Source organism: Vibrio sp. 10N.222.49.A3, from assembly GCF_041475145.1.
Lineage (GTDB): Bacteria > Pseudomonadota > Gammaproteobacteria > Enterobacterales > Vibrionaceae > Vibrio > Vibrio tasmaniensis_A.
In genome coordinates, this window is sequence record NZ_JBFRVM010000084.1 from 1 (window position 1) to 16431 (window position 16431).

Annotated in this window: 17 protein-coding genes and 2 pseudogenes; 4 read left to right on the top strand and 15 right to left on the bottom strand. The window is 42.1% G+C overall.

All coding sequences use genetic code 11. The features are described from left to right. Positions 1–223, top strand: a pseudogene (locus tag AB4589_RS15585) (IS5/IS1182 family transposase); the annotation flags it as partial. Between the two features lie 124 nt (positions 224–347). On the opposite strand, the gene AB4589_RS15590 reads toward AB4589_RS15585, so the two are convergent. Both AB4589_RS15590 and AB4589_RS15595 read right to left on the bottom strand, forming a co-directional pair. After that, positions 348–767: a type III secretion system chaperone gene (locus tag AB4589_RS15590; protein ID WP_017096482.1), complete on the bottom strand. Its 420-nt coding sequence runs from the start codon at positions 765–767 to the stop codon at positions 348–350. A gap of 61 nt (positions 768–828) precedes the next feature. After that, entirely contained in the window at positions 829–2859 is a 2031-nt protein-coding gene (locus AB4589_RS15595; protein ID WP_017100925.1) for a hypothetical protein, read from the bottom strand. A gap of 577 nt (positions 2860–3436) precedes the next feature. Between AB4589_RS15595 and AB4589_RS15600 the strand changes: the two genes are divergently transcribed. The 3 genes and pseudogenes from AB4589_RS15600 (at position 3437) to AB4589_RS15610 (ending at position 7053) form a co-directional block, all read left to right on the top strand. Then, positions 3437–3895, top strand: a complete 459-nt coding sequence (locus AB4589_RS15600; protein WP_017096480.1) for a CesT family type III secretion system chaperone — start codon at positions 3437–3439, stop codon at positions 3893–3895. Between the two features lie 11 nt (positions 3896–3906). Continuing rightward, entirely contained in the window at positions 3907–5376 is a 1470-nt protein-coding gene (locus tag AB4589_RS15605; protein WP_017096479.1) for a hypothetical protein, read from the top strand. 638 nt (positions 5377–6014) lie between these two features. After that, a pseudogene (locus AB4589_RS15610) lies at positions 6015–7053 on the top strand (IS630 family transposase). A 97-nt stretch (positions 7054–7150) separates the two neighbouring features. Here AB4589_RS15610 and AB4589_RS15615 read toward each other — a convergent pair. The 13 genes from AB4589_RS15615 to AB4589_RS15675 all read right to left on the bottom strand — a co-directional run bounded on the left by AB4589_RS15615 (position 7151) and on the right by AB4589_RS15675 (position 16430). Next, a complete protein-coding gene (locus AB4589_RS15615) occupies positions 7151–8128 on the bottom strand; it encodes a hypothetical protein (protein WP_017096476.1) in 978 nt (325 codons plus the stop codon). Between the two features lie 12 nt (positions 8129–8140). Beyond that, a complete protein-coding gene (locus tag AB4589_RS15620; RefSeq protein ID WP_372101060.1) occupies positions 8141–8581 on the bottom strand; it encodes a type III secretion system chaperone in 441 nt (146 codons plus the stop codon). 422 nt (positions 8582–9003) lie between these two features. Further along, positions 9004–9639 carry an HrpE/YscL family type III secretion apparatus protein gene (locus AB4589_RS15625; RefSeq protein ID WP_017096474.1) on the bottom strand — a complete coding sequence of 212 codons (636 nt, stop codon included), beginning with the start codon at positions 9637–9639 and terminating at the stop codon, positions 9004–9006. Then, positions 9618–10292, bottom strand: a complete 675-nt coding sequence (vscK, locus tag AB4589_RS15630) for a SctK family type III secretion system sorting platform protein VscK (RefSeq protein ID WP_017096473.1) — start codon at positions 10290–10292, stop codon at positions 9618–9620. Before vscK ends, AB4589_RS15625 begins: the two co-directional genes overlap by 22 nt. Continuing rightward, the gene (gene sctJ, locus AB4589_RS15635) at positions 10276–11019 is read right to left on the bottom strand and encodes a type III secretion system inner membrane ring lipoprotein SctJ (protein ID WP_029223148.1); all 744 of its coding nucleotides are present in this window, start codon (positions 11017–11019) and stop codon (positions 10276–10278) included. Before sctJ ends, vscK begins: the two co-directional genes overlap by 17 nt. A gap of 2 nt (positions 11020–11021) precedes the next feature. Further along, complete coding sequence (sctI, locus tag AB4589_RS15640) at positions 11022–11366, bottom strand: type III secretion system inner rod subunit SctI (RefSeq protein ID WP_017096471.1); 345 nt, start codon at positions 11364–11366, stop codon at positions 11022–11024. An 8-nt stretch (positions 11367–11374) separates the two neighbouring features. Further along, positions 11375–12007, bottom strand: coding sequence for a YopR family T3SS polymerization control protein (locus AB4589_RS15645; protein ID WP_017100154.1), 633 nt, complete (start codon positions 12005–12007; stop codon positions 11375–11377). After that, positions 12007–12363, bottom strand: coding sequence for a YscG family type III secretion system chaperone (locus AB4589_RS15650; protein WP_017096469.1), 357 nt, complete (start codon positions 12361–12363; stop codon positions 12007–12009). The genes AB4589_RS15645 and AB4589_RS15650 overlap by 1 nt, the downstream gene beginning before the upstream one ends. Positions 12364–12366: 3 nt before the next feature. Then, complete coding sequence (gene sctF, locus AB4589_RS15655; protein WP_017096468.1) at positions 12367–12615, bottom strand: type III secretion system needle filament subunit SctF; 249 nt, start codon at positions 12613–12615, stop codon at positions 12367–12369. A gap of 15 nt (positions 12616–12630) precedes the next feature. Beyond that, positions 12631–12837 carry an EscE/YscE/SsaE family type III secretion system needle protein co-chaperone gene (locus AB4589_RS15660; RefSeq protein WP_017100155.1) on the bottom strand — a complete coding sequence of 69 codons (207 nt, stop codon included), beginning with the start codon at positions 12835–12837 and terminating at the stop codon, positions 12631–12633. Continuing rightward, positions 12830–14125 (bottom strand): type III secretion system inner membrane ring subunit SctD, encoded by a 1296-nt coding sequence (gene sctD / locus AB4589_RS15665; protein ID WP_017096466.1) that lies wholly within the window; start codon positions 14123–14125, stop codon positions 12830–12832. Before sctD ends, AB4589_RS15660 begins: the two co-directional genes overlap by 8 nt. Positions 14126–14130: 5 nt before the next feature. After that, a complete protein-coding gene (gene sctC / locus AB4589_RS15670) occupies positions 14131–16002 on the bottom strand; it encodes a type III secretion system outer membrane ring subunit SctC (protein ID WP_017100156.1) in 1872 nt (623 codons plus the stop codon). Continuing rightward, the gene (locus AB4589_RS15675; protein ID WP_372101063.1) at positions 16002–16430 is read right to left on the bottom strand and encodes a YscB family type III secretion system chaperone; all 429 of its coding nucleotides are present in this window, start codon (positions 16428–16430) and stop codon (positions 16002–16004) included. Before AB4589_RS15675 ends, sctC begins: the two co-directional genes overlap by 1 nt. Position 16431: the final 1 nt, after the last annotated feature.

The following is a 16431-nucleotide window of genomic DNA, read 5'->3' on the forward strand; positions in this document are numbered from 1 at the left end:
AGGTTGCCAGAAGTCATATGGCTCAAATAAGTATTGGAAAGAGCGGAATGGTTACCACAAACGCTCCCTCTCAGAAACAGCGATGTATCGAGTTAAACAGTTATTTGGTGGTCGTTTAAGTTTAAGAAATTACAATGCACAAGTGGGAGAAACTTACGCGATGATAAAAGCGTTGAACAAGCTCACTGGGTTAGGTATGCCTGAAACTTGCTGTATTGACTAAGAAACGCACGAAATGGGGCTGCTCTGTCTCTAACTGAATTACGCAACAAAGCCGTGCTGATGACACGCAAACTTGTCACCTCGCGATTCAGATAAAATGAGTTGTAACTTTATCTACCCGTTAGCTACATAAATTTCACATTAATTAAAGCCAGATCAATATGAACATTTTCATTGCAATCATGTAAAGCATGAACCTTATCTTTAATTAAATGCATATTTTCAAAAATATTATTCAGCTCGTTATGGTCAAATTTATCCTTTGGTAAGGACACGCCTAGACATAGTTCTTCGTTGTTTAGTCCAATCCAGCAGCTTCCAAGTAAGTCCCGCTGCATATTTAAACTTAACCAATCACTCATCTTATATTGGTCTACAATGACATGTAGAGGGGTATACAAGGTAAATAAATCTGATTGCTTTGGCGATTCTAGAACCCAAAGGCTTTCCTGATTATCGATTATTTCAATCGCATCGGATTCAACGGGGATCTCAATTCCCCATAGTTCAGCAAGTTCTGATAATACGGCTTCAAATTTCAACATTACACCTCAATAATTTACTTTGCGAAAACAAGGGATCACGTGCGATCATCAAGTTTTGTTTTTAAGCTTTGCTCTGTAGCCATTCGTTCGAACTTAGCAGTGCATCTAGTTGCTTTTTCGCTGGAGAGGCGATGGTAAATGGCCCCAATTTATAACTTTGGCAATCTGATTTTAGTGATTCAACTTGCTTTGCCACTAAATATTGCATCCAAGGTTTATTCGATAGGTCGGTTAATTTCATTGCCTCCGAACTGGTTGATATATCGTCTTTCAGTGCCTGTAAGTGTGAAATATCCATATATTGATAAGACAGACGTTCAGCTTCGTTTTCGGCACCTTTAGGGTGAAACAGCTGAATTAGTCGGCTTCTCCAACTTGGTTTTGGCTCTAACAATAGAGGTTTTAGATTCGTCAATTTTGCCATCATTCTATCTACATCAATATTTAATGGGTTAATGCCGAGTGTGTTTACATTGGCGACTTCGGCTTCATTTGGAAGTTTTTCGATATGGAAGCCAATGTTCTGATTTAACCTTGATAGGTGATTCTCGAATGAGTCTGTCTTTTCTTTGATTACAAAATTACTGCTTACAATGTTATCAAAGTCCCCAATACCGTAGGTTTTGTTCGTATCGAATAGCGTGTGTTTACTTTGATCATTTACAGGTAAATCTATGCTAGGGCTTAGTTCTTTAAACACTGTTCCTTGCCCTCTAAATTCTGTTTTTCTTTGTAGTTCGTTATTTTTATCAACAGAATTAGTTCTGTTCACTGCTTTTACTAAAGCTTTTTGGAAGTTACGACATTTTAAATCTGCTTCTGGAAACTCTTTTACATTAGACTGGTAGAGGTTAGTTTGAAGTTCAAGCTTTTGTAGCTGTGACGGTAATTGTTTCTGTTTTAGTGCATTAAGTTGTTCTTGTTCGCTCACTTCCTGTTTTACTACTTTTTGGAAGGTTGCAGCGGTTTCGGTAGATAAGTTGCTTTTTAATACCACCTTCAGTGTTGTAGGCAACAGTTGAGACATAGGACCTAGCGTAGAGGCCTTGTTAACTCTCAACATCTGCCCTAATGTTGTCTTATTTGTTAACGCTTTTTTTACTAACTTCCCTAAGGAACCATTAGGGGAGTGCTCTTCAGTTAGCTTACAAAACTTACTTGCAAATTCTTCAGCCGTTTTAGGTAATGATTCAAGTTGGTAACACCCATTAGAGTATGTCATTGACCAATCATAAGAATAGCTCTGTGCGTATTCAGCATGTTTAGTGCTTGAGCTAGCATATGCGTTAAATAGTGATTCAAATTCTTTCTTGATAGAAGTGCTCTCATGCTCATAATAGTTTTGTAACTTAACGTCTGTTACTTGCTCTTTAGTCGCGTTTTTTTGATTGTCAGCTTGCTTGCTCTTTTCTATGGTTGTTTTTTCTGATGAGCTTATGCTGCCCTTAGATGTCTCTAGGCTTGGTTCTGATGTTACTCCTAGTGAAGTAGGCGCGGTTTTTGATGTCACATTAGTATCTGACACAGGCCTATCAACTAAAGGTGATACGACCGATGGCGACTTGAGTTCGATAGTATCTTTATGGCCTTTCTTCGGTGCTAGAGAAATAATCTCGCTGAAAGATTGTTGGACTAGAGCTTTAAATTTAGGGTAGAACTCACCTTTAGTTGGAGAGTGTCCTTTTGTTATATCTGAAAGTAACTGTTTAAAGCCCCCGACTTTACTTGGAAGTGGGCAGGTGACGTTGAAATCTTTGCTTACCGTTACATTCGCAATGTTTGACAGTTCTTTTACTCTTTTCTTTTCACTGCCAGGTTTACTTATCAAATACTCGGATAAAAAGTTTTCTAGTTTTTGTGAAAAAGACATTTTGTTTTGCGAGTAGAATTCTTGTGTCCCTTTTGGTGATGTATAGGCGTGATTGAAATGAGACTTGCCAGTCGTTGGGCTTGCGACGCTTGAACCTATAGAGGTTTGTTTTGCTGATGAGGCATGTACACTTTTTACGATACTTTGAGTTGATTCTGCGTGGTTGCTTTTCTTTATTGCTGTTGAGTTCATCGGTTGATGAATCGCTGAGATAGTAGGCATTGTGACCTCTTAGAACCTATATAAACACCGAGAGGGTAGTATAGGTTAAGAGTGCCAAGGGGGGCTCTCAGTATTGGCCTGTTTTTTTTATATATCGAAATGAAAGGGGGCGAGCTACCTCCTTACCTTGACTAAGAACAGCTAGATGAAGTAAAAACGATAATTTATAAGAACCAGTGATTTAGCCAGTTTGCTATACTCCCCCCCTCCTGCTGTAAGTATGCTTGCAAGCTGGCAACTCACTAAATCCAATAGAACCGTTACTAAGCTCTGCTCTCGAAGACTTCAGGGGGTAAACACAGACTCTGACGACAGAGTCCGATCCTTGTTTACCCACTGCGGTGAATCCAAACACTTCGCAAAGAGCTTTACAGCATAACTCTTCTTGAGCATCAAGAACTGTTCAGGGGAACCTCACACTAGAGAGCTTAATTGCGTAACAAAGACGATTAAATTCATTTGTTCTTTGTGCTACACATCACGACAGTTTAGAAAATCAACAAAATAAAAGCCACTTTCGACATCGTAATTATACTATTTGTTGTTTACTAGCAAGATAAAACAGAAGGAATAAACGATGAACACATTACAAGTTCTAATAAAAGAGTTTTGTGAAATAAATGAACTACCTCCACTTTATTTTGCTGAAGAAAATCGTTGCCAATTATTAGTTGATGATCGTTACGTTATTTACTTTAGTGAGGCAGATCAAAACGATTTTGTTTTATCGGTGGTTTTTGGCGGTCTCGAAAAAAGCGGTGAACTGAGACTGAAAGGTCTTGAACTCATTGCGCATGCTAACTATTTCGGTATCGCGGATGGGAGCTTGACCCTTTCACTTGCACCAAATGGTAGGCAATTGGTTCTTGCGGGCAGAAAGCCGATTGAGTACTTAAACGCAGCGAGCCTATCAACTTGGTTTCACCTTCTAAATGAGCAAACCCTACTCTGGCAGGCTCGATTTGCAATGTTAGACCAAGACCCAACCCAATTTATCAATCCAGAACAATCCCACATTGAGACACTTAGAGTTTAAGGAGTTCACCCATGGTAATTTCAACTAGCCAAAGCCAGATTCCGAGCTTGGATCAATTTCGTACTGTCGCGGCACAAAAAGATAAGCGGGTGATCAGTAAGCACGGTAAAGCCAAAGAGCCGTCGACCTTTCATAAAGGGCAAAAGTTCACGGCAGTGAGTGACACCATATTGCGATCTACATATCAAAAGTACCACCAAGAAAATATTAAGACCCACCTTGATTTAAAACAGGCGCTGCTAAAAGAAGAAAAACCAGAAACGGCATTATTGGCATTCTCTCTTGTGAGCACAGCAGGGTATCGTGGCGAGCCTTTAACTGCGCGTAAGGTCCTCGAAGTCGTAAGCCTATTAGATGAAGTGAAGATTGACGATAAAGCTTATAAAAATCTAAAAAGCACGTTCGATTCGATCAGCAAAGACCCACGCTTACAAGTCAGCATCGAAAACCAATACCCAGGCAAAATGGACGGCTTAGGTGCTGAACTGCTTGAGATGGCAAAAGAAACAATCAAAGGGACTGGTATCAACGCAGTAATTAACTTGGCGTTACCAGGTGTTGGTTTGTTGATCGCCACGGGGCGTGAATTACATAAGTCGGCAGTCAATGGTGATGCTGAGGCGCACTATCACCAACTAGAACAGATTGCGCAATTGCCCGGTCATGACCAAAGGTTGGCATTGCCGATACAACAAGCATTAGCGCACGAGCACGCCACTCAATCTGCTGAAGGTGCGGTTGGAGCGACCTTAGGTATGGCGACGGGAAGCCTTGGTGCATTTGGTGTCACCTCTGTGGGCACAACTGGTGTCCTTGTTGTTGCAAAAGAAGCGCTAGGCAGTGTAGCAGCATCTGGCTTAATCACTGGTTCTGGGTTTGTAGCCGGTCAAGCGAGTTCCTACTGTCTGAACAACGAAGTTCAAGAGCAAATTCACCAAGAACCTATGTCTGGTGTGTTACCTCGAATTGAAGTGTCTAACAGCAAAGGGAAGTTCTCCTTTAGTATGCAAGATGCTGCATCAGGACGTGCTTTGATTGCGTACCTAGGCCCAAAAGAAGACAAATCTATGACATCACCTCAAGCACCGAAAGAAGCTCAGGATATGGAATTGGCGCGCTTAACGCTTAAGAAAATGTTGGGCTCTGATGCAAGTGAGAACTTGGTGCCAGATGTTGGATCAACGAATAAATTGAGTATCGAAGATACACCGAGCCAAACTGAGTCAGAGGCCAACAGTGCACTTAAGAAGTTGCTCAAAGAAGATTGGGACTGGCTAATGCCAGCAGTAAGATCTATCGACCAAGGAAAGGCACAGGATATCAATAAGACGTTGACTTACAAGCTCCCTCTAGATACACCGAACGGACGAGTATACTTGGATAAAAGCCCGAACCTCGATCAAGGCCAACTCTCGGCGCTAGAAAAGCTTGGTTCACCAAGTCAGCTAAGGTTGATGTACTTAGCAGAAGGCTGGATTTAATCGTCAATATCATACCCAAGTTATTGACGATGAAATTTTTCCGTTACACGCTCCCAAAGGACGAGTTCCCTTGGTTTGTATACCTTGTTTAACAGTTTTTGATTTAGAAGCATTGGCTCTACAAATTGTTGCCACGCTTTCAAAACCCGACATTCTCGCCAAGCCAAGTATCTCGGGCAATAGATTTGAAAGAGGATAAGCAACTCAAGCTGAACTGAAGAACAGTTTCAATAGAATCATATATAAGGTTGGCCGTTGACGGATAGTCCCTCATTGTGTGCCAACCTTTGATATTCGAATAGCCTATTATTATCCGTTAATTTGATATCAGCGCTGATTCCGAGCCTAGACGAGGTATTGAAAGGGCCCCGCGATAGTTAATCGCTATTGGCTTCGCAATCAAATGCCACTTAGCTTGTACTCAGTTTTTATCTGCCCCAACACGAGCTTATTTGATGAAGCATAAGCACTGATCATATGAATGGTGTCCGATAATGTATTCACGAATATCAAACCAGCCTTTTGCGCCCGCACCGCACATAACGAGCCAAAAAGGACTTCAAACAGGCAATCAGTAACACCCATTAAAGTAAAAATATGATCTAATTGAGGTCGTCGAACTCTTGCAGAAAATAGCTATGGATAGCCTTAATAAGACAGATTTTAAAAAACTAGCAAGCCAACAAAAAACCATTCAAATGAAGGTTTGTTTACTAGCACTTGCCCACTTCAAAGAAGTTCACTAGCACACTCAAATTGCTAAATACCTCAAAGTCAGTCGAACTAGTGTAAACAAATGGGTCCAGACATTTCTTGAAGAAGGATTGGAAGGACTTCAAGAGAAACCTCGCACAGGCAGGCCTGCATATCTCAATGTAGAGCAACGAAAACAACTCAGCGCGTTCATTAAGAAAGAAGCAGAGTCCCCTTCTGGCGGGCGCCTTGTCGGGAGCGATATACATGATTACATCGTGGAAAACTTTGATAAATACTACCACCCTAATTCTATCTATTATCTTCTCGACCACATGGGCTTTTCTTGGATAACTTCTCGATCCAAACACCCCAAACAATCACAGCAAATCCAAGACGATTTTAAAAAATTCAAAATAGAAACGATCCTTAAGATCCTCGGTCATATTGGGCTGGAGAGTGTTGATGTCTGGTTTCAAGACGAAGCTAGATTCGGACAACAAAACACAACGACACGCTTGTGGGCTGAAACAGGAACGCGCCCAAGGGCGCCAAAACAGCAGCAATTTGAGTACGCTTACCTGTTCGGTTCTGTTTGTCCTAGCTGAGGGATTGGAGAAGCTATGGTTGTGCCTTGGGTCAATAAAGACATTATGATCTAACACTTAAAGCAAATATCCGATATCACAGACAAAGGAAGGAAGGCATGCTGTAGTAATAATGGATGGCGCAGGTTGGCATACCGATGATATCGCCCACAAATTTGATAATGTCAGTATCATCAAACTTTCCCCATATTCGACAGAGCTTAACCCGATAGAACAAGTATGGAGTTGGTTACGACAACACTACTTAGCGAACCAAAGCTTCGAAGACTATGAGGACATTGTTTCCAAGGTATGCGTTGCGTGGAATAGGTTTCTTGAAGTGCCGAAAAGGGTATCGAAAATGTGCGCTAGAGAATGGATAGACTTGAGCAGTTAATTTTCCAGATTAATATCACTTACATTAAAAAAATAAAAGGAGCAAAGTAATACTGCTCCTTTTTGGTAGTAAATATTAGCAACCGATTATGGAATCTTTAGTCCAGTTTGTGGCTAGAAAAAATCACTTCAGATGGTGGGAACATGTTGGAAACCGGTGGATGAGCAATATCACCAAACATTCTCGCACCAAATGCTGAAGCTGCCCAAGGGTCTACAATTTTCACATCTTTATTCCATGAGCTTGGGTCTTTGATATCACTACCGTCCTGTCTACCAACCAAAACATACAAGTGCGTGCCTGAGTGTCCTTTCTTGAATGCCACTACTTCGACCTTAGTGTTTTGATTCGCATCACCCTGCATCCCTTGAATCATTTCAGCGGCCGCGGCAAAGGCAAACGTAGTACAGCAACCGGCTTTTGCGTCCTGAACGGATTTCGCAATGTTTTGAAGTGTCCCCATCTGAGGGCTATTGCCTCTTTGAGCCGCCACTTGAACCATGTTTGCTGACATGGTCGCTTTTTTATCTTGTTGAACTCTTGCTGGATTTGCGTAGAAGCCTTCTAGTCTTGGCTTCGCTTTCGCTTGATAGAACTCAGATCTCTTATCACCGAAGGTATTAAGGTCAGTACAAGCGAAATCACCCAACTTTTGCAGTGTAGCTTGGTGCTTTCTAATCAAGGCATCTGCTGGAGCGGTTTTACCTGCGCTGGATGGTTTTGAAGTGCTTGAAACACTTGGCCAATTCTCTCTAGGCCCTGTCGATAATCGCTCTAGGTCTTTAAGGTTTCCAAGAGTCAACTTATTTTCACCATTCAGTACGTTTTGCATCATAGCTTTGGCGACACCTTTTGGCAGACCTTGCTTAACCAATAGATCAACGACGATCGATTTCGCTTTGTTTTGGTGATTGATACGAGAGCTTACGCTTGTGTTTTTCGGCGCACCTTCTTTAACAAAGATGTCCTTGCCTCCGTGAGCCCGAACTTCTTTGTCGTCCGATTGGTTTTGTGTAGATAACTGTGCAGTGAGTTCGCTCAGCGAATGCATATGTGATGTATTGATATTTACCATAACCCTAACCTTTTAAACAGAGATGAAAGTATGCAGCTTTTTATGTTGCTCAATCGATTGAAACTGAGCCGTTAGATATTGCTTCCACAGTTCACAAAGCTCCATAAGCTGAGTAATCAGGATAGAAACACGACTCACTTCTGAGGTAAGTGGTATACTTATCTGCATGTGTACATCATTGTTTTTAGGGTCTATACAGAACTGTACCCCACCTGACTCCCGGTATAAGAAGTTATATTCCAAAAGTGTTTTCAGTTTTTTAATTTCAAATGACTCTTCATCTTGGCAAACCTTGATTGAAAGTAACAGTTCTTCTCTCTCATCCAAGCCTTGAACTTCAATCTCTTTGCCTGCAGACATATATACTGTCCACATTTGATAATCATATGCAGTCACCCGTTCAATATCGAGTGTGTTACCAAGCTCAATTAGTAAGGTATTTACCTTATCCATACTCACCTACCATCCTGATATTTAATATTGATGTATCTATTTAAAATAAAAGATATAAAATTTCGAATTTAAATACACCTATCACATTATTTTATTTTCCATTGTTGCTGGTTAATTTTGTTAGATTAACCGTTTTTAGAAAAACAAATTCAGTATTCTGAACGAACGTTACTCTCTTATGAGGCGATAGTTAATAGAGCCTTTAAGATAATCAGAGTTCCCGTTGATGTAAGTATTGTGCTCAATAACAGTCACAGAATATGCCAGATATGGTCGGCTTTTTTTCATTTTAAGCCGTTTATAAAGATCGGATGGGAAGCTAAGATAAAACTAGAGAAATGGTAGAAAGGTACAGTGAATAGAAAGTAAAGCTCAAAAAGCCCAGCGTTTTTCTGAGCTTTCGAGAGTTAAAGATAAGCACGTCAAGACTGTATCTGTTGGCGCTCACTGAATTGCTTAGTGATCACCTGCTTAAGAGCTTGCAGTTGCCCGTCGATACTGGCATCGATAATACCGACTTCAGTTTCCAGTATGCACCCACCATTTTTGAGTCTCGCATCTGCAATAACGTCAACATAGCCGACCTCCGGGAAGTCACTGAGTATTAAGGAAACCTTATCTCGCACCTCTGTCACTTGCTCGGGGTGCACGTGCAGAATCACTTGTTTCTGATTACTGACCAGCTGAAGCGCTTCCCTCACCACTATTGCCGTTGTTTCCACATCGTCGAAACTACTGATAATTTTGCTTACGGCATCAAGCACTACGCCAGTGATTTTCTGTTCGACTTGCAAGTAGTACTCATTACATCGTGCAAGCGTTGACATCATAGTTTCTGCGCTCTCTATCTTCGCTTGATCGATACCATCCTGGTAACCACGCTGTCTTTCTAACTCATAAGCATCGTCAGCTTTTGTAATAATGCTCTCGGCTTTAGAGTGTGCAGCTTCAACCAAGTGTTGCGAATCTAAATAACTCACATAATCCTTTGCTTTGAGAATCTTTAGACCTGTAGCCAACTGCAAGTTGTCAGTTTTTATTTCAACAAATGAAACCATTGAGGGATTACCTGTTTTGCGATTTTCTTTATAAGTCGATAAGCAAGATCTCGATGCGTTTCATCGAACCAATCAGCACTGAGTTTTGTTTGGGTTAATGAACAATCGAGCTTGAACTGCCACCTTTGTACAAGCTCTGATGGTGATTTCTCCAGTAAAAATGTGACCCATAGATACCCAAGTTCACGGGCTGCCTTTTCAAAGCTGGCTTCATCTAAACTCGCCGGCAATGTTTTTTGCCAACCGTTTGGCCAATTTGAGATCATCATTGGCCCGTGTTGAATTAAAAAACGCGTTTCATCGACACCAAAAATATGATTGAGGCACTGCTTTGGTTGTTTCAAGACAACTTGGCGCATCGATTCACAATACATTGCCCCACCAATCAGCAAAAGTAATTTGTTAGTCGTTTCAACTGGAAGTAACACCAAACTATTAAATGGATGATTAAAAACATGATCAGTAATCGTTGATAGCTGCCATTCTTCAATACACCATTGATTGATCGCAGCCTGGTGTCTCCAGTCTTGGACTCGTAATAACCAAGGCTGTTTCTTGCTTATCCAACTCTCATCAATATAACTGCAAGGACAATAATTAAACTGATGATAAATCTGAGAAACTGGCGTATCAGAATTAACCACGTTGCGCATTCCTACGACACCATGCAAACGTCGCTGCGTTAGAACCGATGATAAGTAGTAACAAGAAAACGAGGATAGCAATCAAGTTGCTTGCCGTGTCCTTGGTCACTTGAATAGACAAAATGCTTTCAAATTGCTTGCTTTGAGCCGTCACACGAACTTCCGAAGATGGTACTATGACAACGCTAATACGTTCGTAGTTAAGCCCTTCAATACTATTGTTCACTAACTGCTTAATTTGAGGTACATAAGAGTCGAGTGCCACATCCGCTGCGTGTTTAATAAACACTGATGCAGAAGCAGGAGTTGGACGTTCACCTGGACGAAGGTTTTTATCTTCAAGTACAATGTGAACGCGTGCCACTAACACTCCATCAATTTGTGACAGCGTTGATGATAGTTCTTGCGATTTCGCGTATATAAGCCTCGCCCTTTCTGCAATCGGAGACGAAATCAGGTCATCTTTCGGAAACACTTCTTTGAGTGTTGAGAACTGCTCTTTCGGGTAGCCTTTACGTTTCAGAGCATCAACCGAAAATGCGACTTGAGCGTTATCTACCATCAATTTTATGGTGTTGTCTTTATCCGGTTCTTTGGTTGCCACGACCCCCTCAGAAAGCAGAATAGACAGCATTTCATTGCCTTCTTTCTGGCTTACTCCAGTGTATAGCTCCGTCTGACAGCCAGCTAAAAATAACACGAGTAACATGCACACGGCACGTATTGTCTTCATCATGACTATTGGGCCTTCAACAATGTTTCTACATTCTGTGTCGTTTTACCTACCGTCTTGGCAATCAGCTCCTCTTGAAAGGTAATTCGACTCAACGCCCATTGCATCTGCAAGAGCTGAGCAGGGTCGTCACCAACCATTGCCATGCTATCGGTTAAGTTAGTTTTTGCATTGTCGATGGTGTTTTTCAGTTCGCTAATGTTTTCTAACAAGCCACCTTCTAAACCGTGATTTCCCTCAGGCGATAGCATCGCTTGCTCGAAACGCTCACTAAGTCCCGCTTCAGCTTGTGCGTCTTGCACTTGCTCGAGGTTGGTTTGCATCACTTCTGTGTACTGCGTATTAATCATATCCGTTCCTATGAGAGGTCTAGTTTGTGGCTGTAACTCAACATGTTCTTGACCATGGCATTCTTTTGTATAACAAAGCTCAGTTCTTTTCGGACCACCTCCAATACTGGAGCTTGGGCAGGGATGTCTTTCAACTCACCCCAACAGTGCCAAAGCGCTTGTTCTTTTTGCGCACCAAGTGGGAAATGTTCAGAAAGCAACGCTTTCAACTCTCGGCGGTCTTTAGGGGGAGTCGCTAGCAAGCGCCCTGAAAAACTGCCCAACAGCTCATGCTTAAATAATGCCAACAATTCTGGTGATGCTTTATCAGTGCCTTTTGCGCTTTGTTCCTGACTAAAGGCATACCATAAGGCTTTTTTTTTCTCACTAGGCGAAATAAACGCGTCTTTAAGCGTTCTGCTAAGCGCTGCTGCGCTGAAGTCTCCAGAACGTTTTAGTGCTTCGTACCACTCTTTAATAGCTGCTGTTCTACCTTTAGACCGCGTGACACTATCCGTATTTTTTTTCGTAGTCGGTATGTTCTTATCTGGTGGGTTCTCACTCATCAAACGGTTCATCTTGTTCGCATCAGGTGTATCATTCCGGGGTGCTTTCGGCACCTGACTGAGCATGTTGTTGATTCCGTTGCTTTCAACCTTCATTAAAGGTTCCTGATGTCTTTAGAAAAACTCATGGCAAAGGCTTGGTTTTCTTCATTGCCTTTTAATGCCATATCTAACCACGATTCGGCTTTGCTTAAGAGCCCAGCTTTTCCTGCCGCTAGCGCAGCCAGACCGATTAAGTCTGGGCGTGTCACGCAAAGCGGTTCAAGTAAACGATGAGCGTCCTCGTACAAGCCACGATTCATCAAACTCATTGAACGAATCATAGCAACGACTTCTTCTGCATCACCTTGCAACTCAAGGCATTCCGCAATGGTATTTGCCTCTTCATGACGATGCAGACCGGTTGCCATCAACGCTGTCTCAGCCAGAAGTAAACACATGCCTTTATCCATAGGTTATACCTTCTGCAGAATTGATTGCATCACGTCTTTGATTGCACGTGTTGTGGTCGCATTGATGTTATATACCACAGACCATTTGTTGATTGTATGCTGTAGCTCTGCAAGCTTTGAAGGATCGTCTGCGTTCGTTTCTAAGTTTTTGATCGCGGTGTTTACCGCTTCATTCGCTGTTTTTGATTGCTGTAACAATTTAGCTTTAACTGCGTCGAGGTTAACGCCTTTACTCGAATCATAAAATGACATATATATCGCCTTCTTTTATTTGTTGTCTAGAAATGTTTCAATTACCGTTAATGCTGCTTGATAAGCCTCGTGCTGTTTGTGTAGCAACTGGTATTCTTTTGGTGAACAGCCAAGATGGAGCTGACGCTTTATCGCTGATTGCGCTTGCTTGAACTTAAAAATGATCACCTCTTTTTCTTGCTGCCCTGAATCGCCTTGTAATAACTGCTCAAGATTAGTCATTGTTATTTTCACCTTCATACTCTAGATCAATAGTGATTACCCGCCCGCGTTTTACGAGTTCAATTCCTGCCGGAGTAACGCTTGAAATACGGTACCCTTGAGGAGTGCGAGCTCCTACCATGTAACGAACATTGTCAGTGAGGATGACATAAGGAAATAGGCCAAAATTCACGCTACGAAACGGAAAATCGATGTTTGTTCCTTTGCTCACTTTAGGAATAGATTTCAAGACAAGATATGGTTTCTCGCCATACTGCTCTCGAAAATCTCTCGTTACACCATAAAATCGAGTTGTTTCAACATCATCAAGCTCGCCACGAACTTCAATACGATCACCGCTAGTAACAAGCTGAACTTTCTTTAAGAGCTCCGCTTCTCCTAACAACTCTTTTAGAGTAACCATGTATGCCCCCGCCCTTTGTAGCTCTACTTTCCAAGCGATAAGCCCTGGGACATCTCGTTCTAAGATCTGCTCAACTTGGTTCCAACGACTTGCATCATCAATGTAACCCGTTAACAGCAGCGTACCTGTCTCGTTACCATTTTCTACTTTTACTTGGTGATAACCGAGGTTTCGTAAGATAAAACGCACACCACGACGTATCTCTTCCATCGTTCTCAGGTCACTCTTGTAGTTGATACCTAATGCATCAATTCGACCAAGCAGTTGTACCTTTTGCGTTCTATCTTCTACGTAACCTTCAAGTACAGCCTGTAGAGCATTGGCATTCCATTCAACGCGAACATCGTTCAACTCGAGTTCACTAAGAATATTGCGTACCAAGACTATCGGCTCCGCTTCTGTGATTACGTCTTTGTCGCTCGCATGCACTTGGTCGTACCAAATACCTATAAAGATAACGCTTGGGATCAGGCCACAAATCAATCCGATGAGCAGCATTTTCTTCCAACCCGATGATGGTTTATGGCCAATTGGTTTCGCTTGCTTGCTTGCTACGTCATTTGCCATCTCAATAACTAAATCATCTTCCAAATAACCAACAGCAAAGGTTAAACGACCCACAGAAACCAAGGCTTTTCGCGACAAATCAACGCCACCGGCATCAACGGCGATAATTTCGTTATTGACTGAGACTTCTTCACACTCACGTAGTGAAACCGTTTCACCATCGCAAACTAAAACGAGGTGACTTGCTTTAATGCCAGAGTCGGTTAAGACTAAATCAGCGGTAAAGTCATCACTACCCAATACCAATGAATCGTTGGGTAAAGTGACTTCCACTCCGGAATGAACACCGGAAAGAATACGAATTTTCCATTGTTGCATTGAGGTTACTGCTCCTCTAATGGTCGAACGCAATGATTCTCTGAGCCATTACACTCTTTAATTTGTACTCTCCACCCTTTCTGCCCCGTAGGAAGCTCACATTCTGCTAACAACGATGACTTTCCTTGTGACAACAAATCTTGCTGATAACGTACTGCTTGTACTTCCTTTGTACAGCTGTACAAAGCAAGTGCTGATTTAAGGCCTGCACTGTTATTGGAAATACTATTCAACGTGCCAATCTTTGGCCTTAAGTCATATTCATTTCCGATAAGTACGTTGTCTCCGATACCATCGACAACAATTCTTGGTTCTATAATGAACATACGTACTGTTCTTCTCGTGGAGCTTTCCGTGCTTCTAAACAAAGCGCCGAGGTATGGAATATCTCCTAACAAAGGAACTTTTCGAAGCTTGTTGCTAATTTCATCACGGTATACTCCACCAATCAGCAAGCTTTGCCCCTGCTTTACCGTTGCCAAAGTACTAATTTCTGTTTTACGAATTGAAGGAACACCATCAATGTCACCATCGGGGATTTCCGCACCATCTTCTAGATGCAGACTCAAATTGATTTCAGGTCTTTCAACCAAACGGTCGCCAACGATGCGAGGTACAATTTTCAATAACGTTCCATAAGTCACTTTCTCTAGTGCTGCGGTTTCTTTGCCTATCAACTTGACATAAAATGTACTGCTGTTATTAAGGACCGCTTCCACATTTTCTTGTGTTAACAAGGTTGGTCTGGAAACCACTTGCGCACTACCTCTAGATTCAAGCAAACGAATTTGAGCCAATAAATAATTTAGGTTCGTCGCATCAAGCAGAGACTTAAAATTTTGCCCACTACCAAGCTTGACATCACCATTACCTACGTCACCAGTTGTTTTGAGGTCCAAAATACTGTTGTTACCCACTGCAAGACCAGCTCGCCAGTCAACACCCAACTGACTTAAGTCATTAGCACTAATATCAACGATAGAAAGTGCGACTTCGATCCTTGACTGCGGTTGATCTAACTGCGCCACCAACTTGTGATACAGCGGTAATCGAGCTTTTGTATCACGCACAATGATTGCATTTAAACCTGGTTCTGCTTCAACCGATGCACCGCTATGTAAAGAGACATTATTAGTAATTTTCTTAGGCGTATTGGTTATTACTTCTTCGTTCTTTTTCGCCACTTTAACCTGAGTTTGAACACCTGAAAGCACTCGGCTTAGTACCGAAGCAATCCCAGGAACCGTGACACCTTGGTCACGATAACTGATCTCTCGATCTGTCGCAGATGCATACTTCAAGGGAATAATATCGACAAACAATTCATCTGTTGAATTGGATTTCTGTACCAGTCTGCTTTCCAGTGCTTCTGCCGTTTGCACAACTAAATCGACGTATCTCGGTGGGCCAGCTAAGTAAACCAGCCCCTTATTTTCCGCTGCACGCCAGCCGTAACGAGAATCCCAAATCCCTGTCGAGATCAGGGTGCTACGTAATTCGCGAGCTGTTAACAGTTCGAGCTGCAACAATTGTGAACGGGTTTCTGTCGCTTTGTATACATGCAGCACTGCACCGTCGAAGTACCACATCAAGTTGTAAACCTGTGCCAGATAATCGAGAAACTCGGCTGGATCTTCTGGTGAAAATCGACCACTGGCTCGGTCATTTACCTTGTCGCTAACCGACACTGAAACACGGTAGTTTGCGCCAAAGTTATTCAGCAGTTCTTTTAGTGAATCATTGTCCGCGTAATAACGAAACGGTTGATCGACCCAATCAAGCTCAGAGGTATGTGAAGGAACTGCTATTATCAAACTTGAAACGTACACTACTGACAGCACGATTCTGCTTATTTGTGACTTTAAAACTGCAAGCATTATGGGATCCAAACACTGTGACTAACAGTATGATTAACACGTTGATGTTCGAGCAAATCATTGAACTGCTCCACTAAATTTACGTGCTTAGCAAGCTGCGTGCAAAGCTCTTCTGTCGTTGCACTTTCCATAATCATCTTCCCTTGCATAATCAACTGTTCTTTGTCATTCACCGTCAACGTGCTGCGTGTATCTCGCAACGTTTTCAAGGAGAGCTGCATACAATGTTTTAGCGCCTGCTCTTTTTGAAAATCAAGGTGCGATTCAAAATAAAATGGGAGCACGGTTTCCCACAAGATCCATGATGAGTGCTGGCTAATATTAAGCTGCATCTGGTCAACTTCGATATCATAGGAACCATTACTTGAGGCAATAAAATCCCCCTCCCTTAACGTTTCCGCTAGGGATTTCATCATTTTATCTAACATA

Excerpts from the sequence above, each read along its gene's own strand:
- AB4589_RS15590 (WP_017096482.1), bottom strand. The coding sequence starts at position 767 with ATGTTGAAATTTGAAGCCGTATTATCAGAACTTGCTGAACTATGGGGA.
- AB4589_RS15595 (WP_017100925.1), bottom strand. The coding sequence starts at position 2,859 with ATGCCTACTATCTCAGCGATTCATCAACCGATGAACTCAACAGCAATA.
- AB4589_RS15600 (WP_017096480.1), top strand. The coding sequence starts at position 3,437 with ATGAACACATTACAAGTTCTAATAAAAGAGTTTTGTGAAATAAATGAA.
- AB4589_RS15605 (WP_017096479.1), top strand. The coding sequence starts at position 3,907 with ATGGTAATTTCAACTAGCCAAAGCCAGATTCCGAGCTTGGATCAATTT.
- AB4589_RS15615 (WP_017096476.1), bottom strand. The coding sequence starts at position 8,128 with ATGGTAAATATCAATACATCACATATGCATTCGCTGAGCGAACTCACT.
- AB4589_RS15620 (WP_372101060.1), bottom strand. The coding sequence starts at position 8,581 with ATGGATAAGGTAAATACCTTACTAATTGAGCTTGGTAACACACTCGAT.
- AB4589_RS15625 (WP_017096474.1), bottom strand. The coding sequence starts at position 9,639 with ATGGTTTCATTTGTTGAAATAAAAACTGACAACTTGCAGTTGGCTACA.
- vscK (WP_017096473.1), bottom strand. The coding sequence starts at position 10,292 with ATGCGCAACGTGGTTAATTCTGATACGCCAGTTTCTCAGATTTATCAT.
- sctJ (WP_029223148.1), bottom strand. The coding sequence starts at position 11,019 with ATGATGAAGACAATACGTGCCGTGTGCATGTTACTCGTGTTATTTTTA.
- sctI (WP_017096471.1), bottom strand. The coding sequence starts at position 11,366 with ATGATTAATACGCAGTACACAGAAGTGATGCAAACCAACCTCGAGCAA.
- AB4589_RS15645 (WP_017100154.1), bottom strand. The coding sequence starts at position 12,007 with ATGAAGGTTGAAAGCAACGGAATCAACAACATGCTCAGTCAGGTGCCG.
- AB4589_RS15650 (WP_017096469.1), bottom strand. The coding sequence starts at position 12,363 with ATGGATAAAGGCATGTGTTTACTTCTGGCTGAGACAGCGTTGATGGCA.
- sctF (WP_017096468.1), bottom strand. The coding sequence starts at position 12,615 with ATGTCATTTTATGATTCGAGTAAAGGCGTTAACCTCGACGCAGTTAAA.
- AB4589_RS15660 (WP_017100155.1), bottom strand. The coding sequence starts at position 12,837 with ATGACTAATCTTGAGCAGTTATTACAAGGCGATTCAGGGCAGCAAGAA.
- sctD (WP_017096466.1), bottom strand. The coding sequence starts at position 14,125 with ATGCAACAATGGAAAATTCGTATTCTTTCCGGTGTTCATTCCGGAGTG.
- sctC (WP_017100156.1), bottom strand. The coding sequence starts at position 16,002 with ATGCTTGCAGTTTTAAAGTCACAAATAAGCAGAATCGTGCTGTCAGTA.
- AB4589_RS15675 (WP_372101063.1), bottom strand. The coding sequence starts at position 16,430 with ATGTTAGATAAAATGATGAAATCCCTAGCGGAAACGTTAAGGGAGGGG.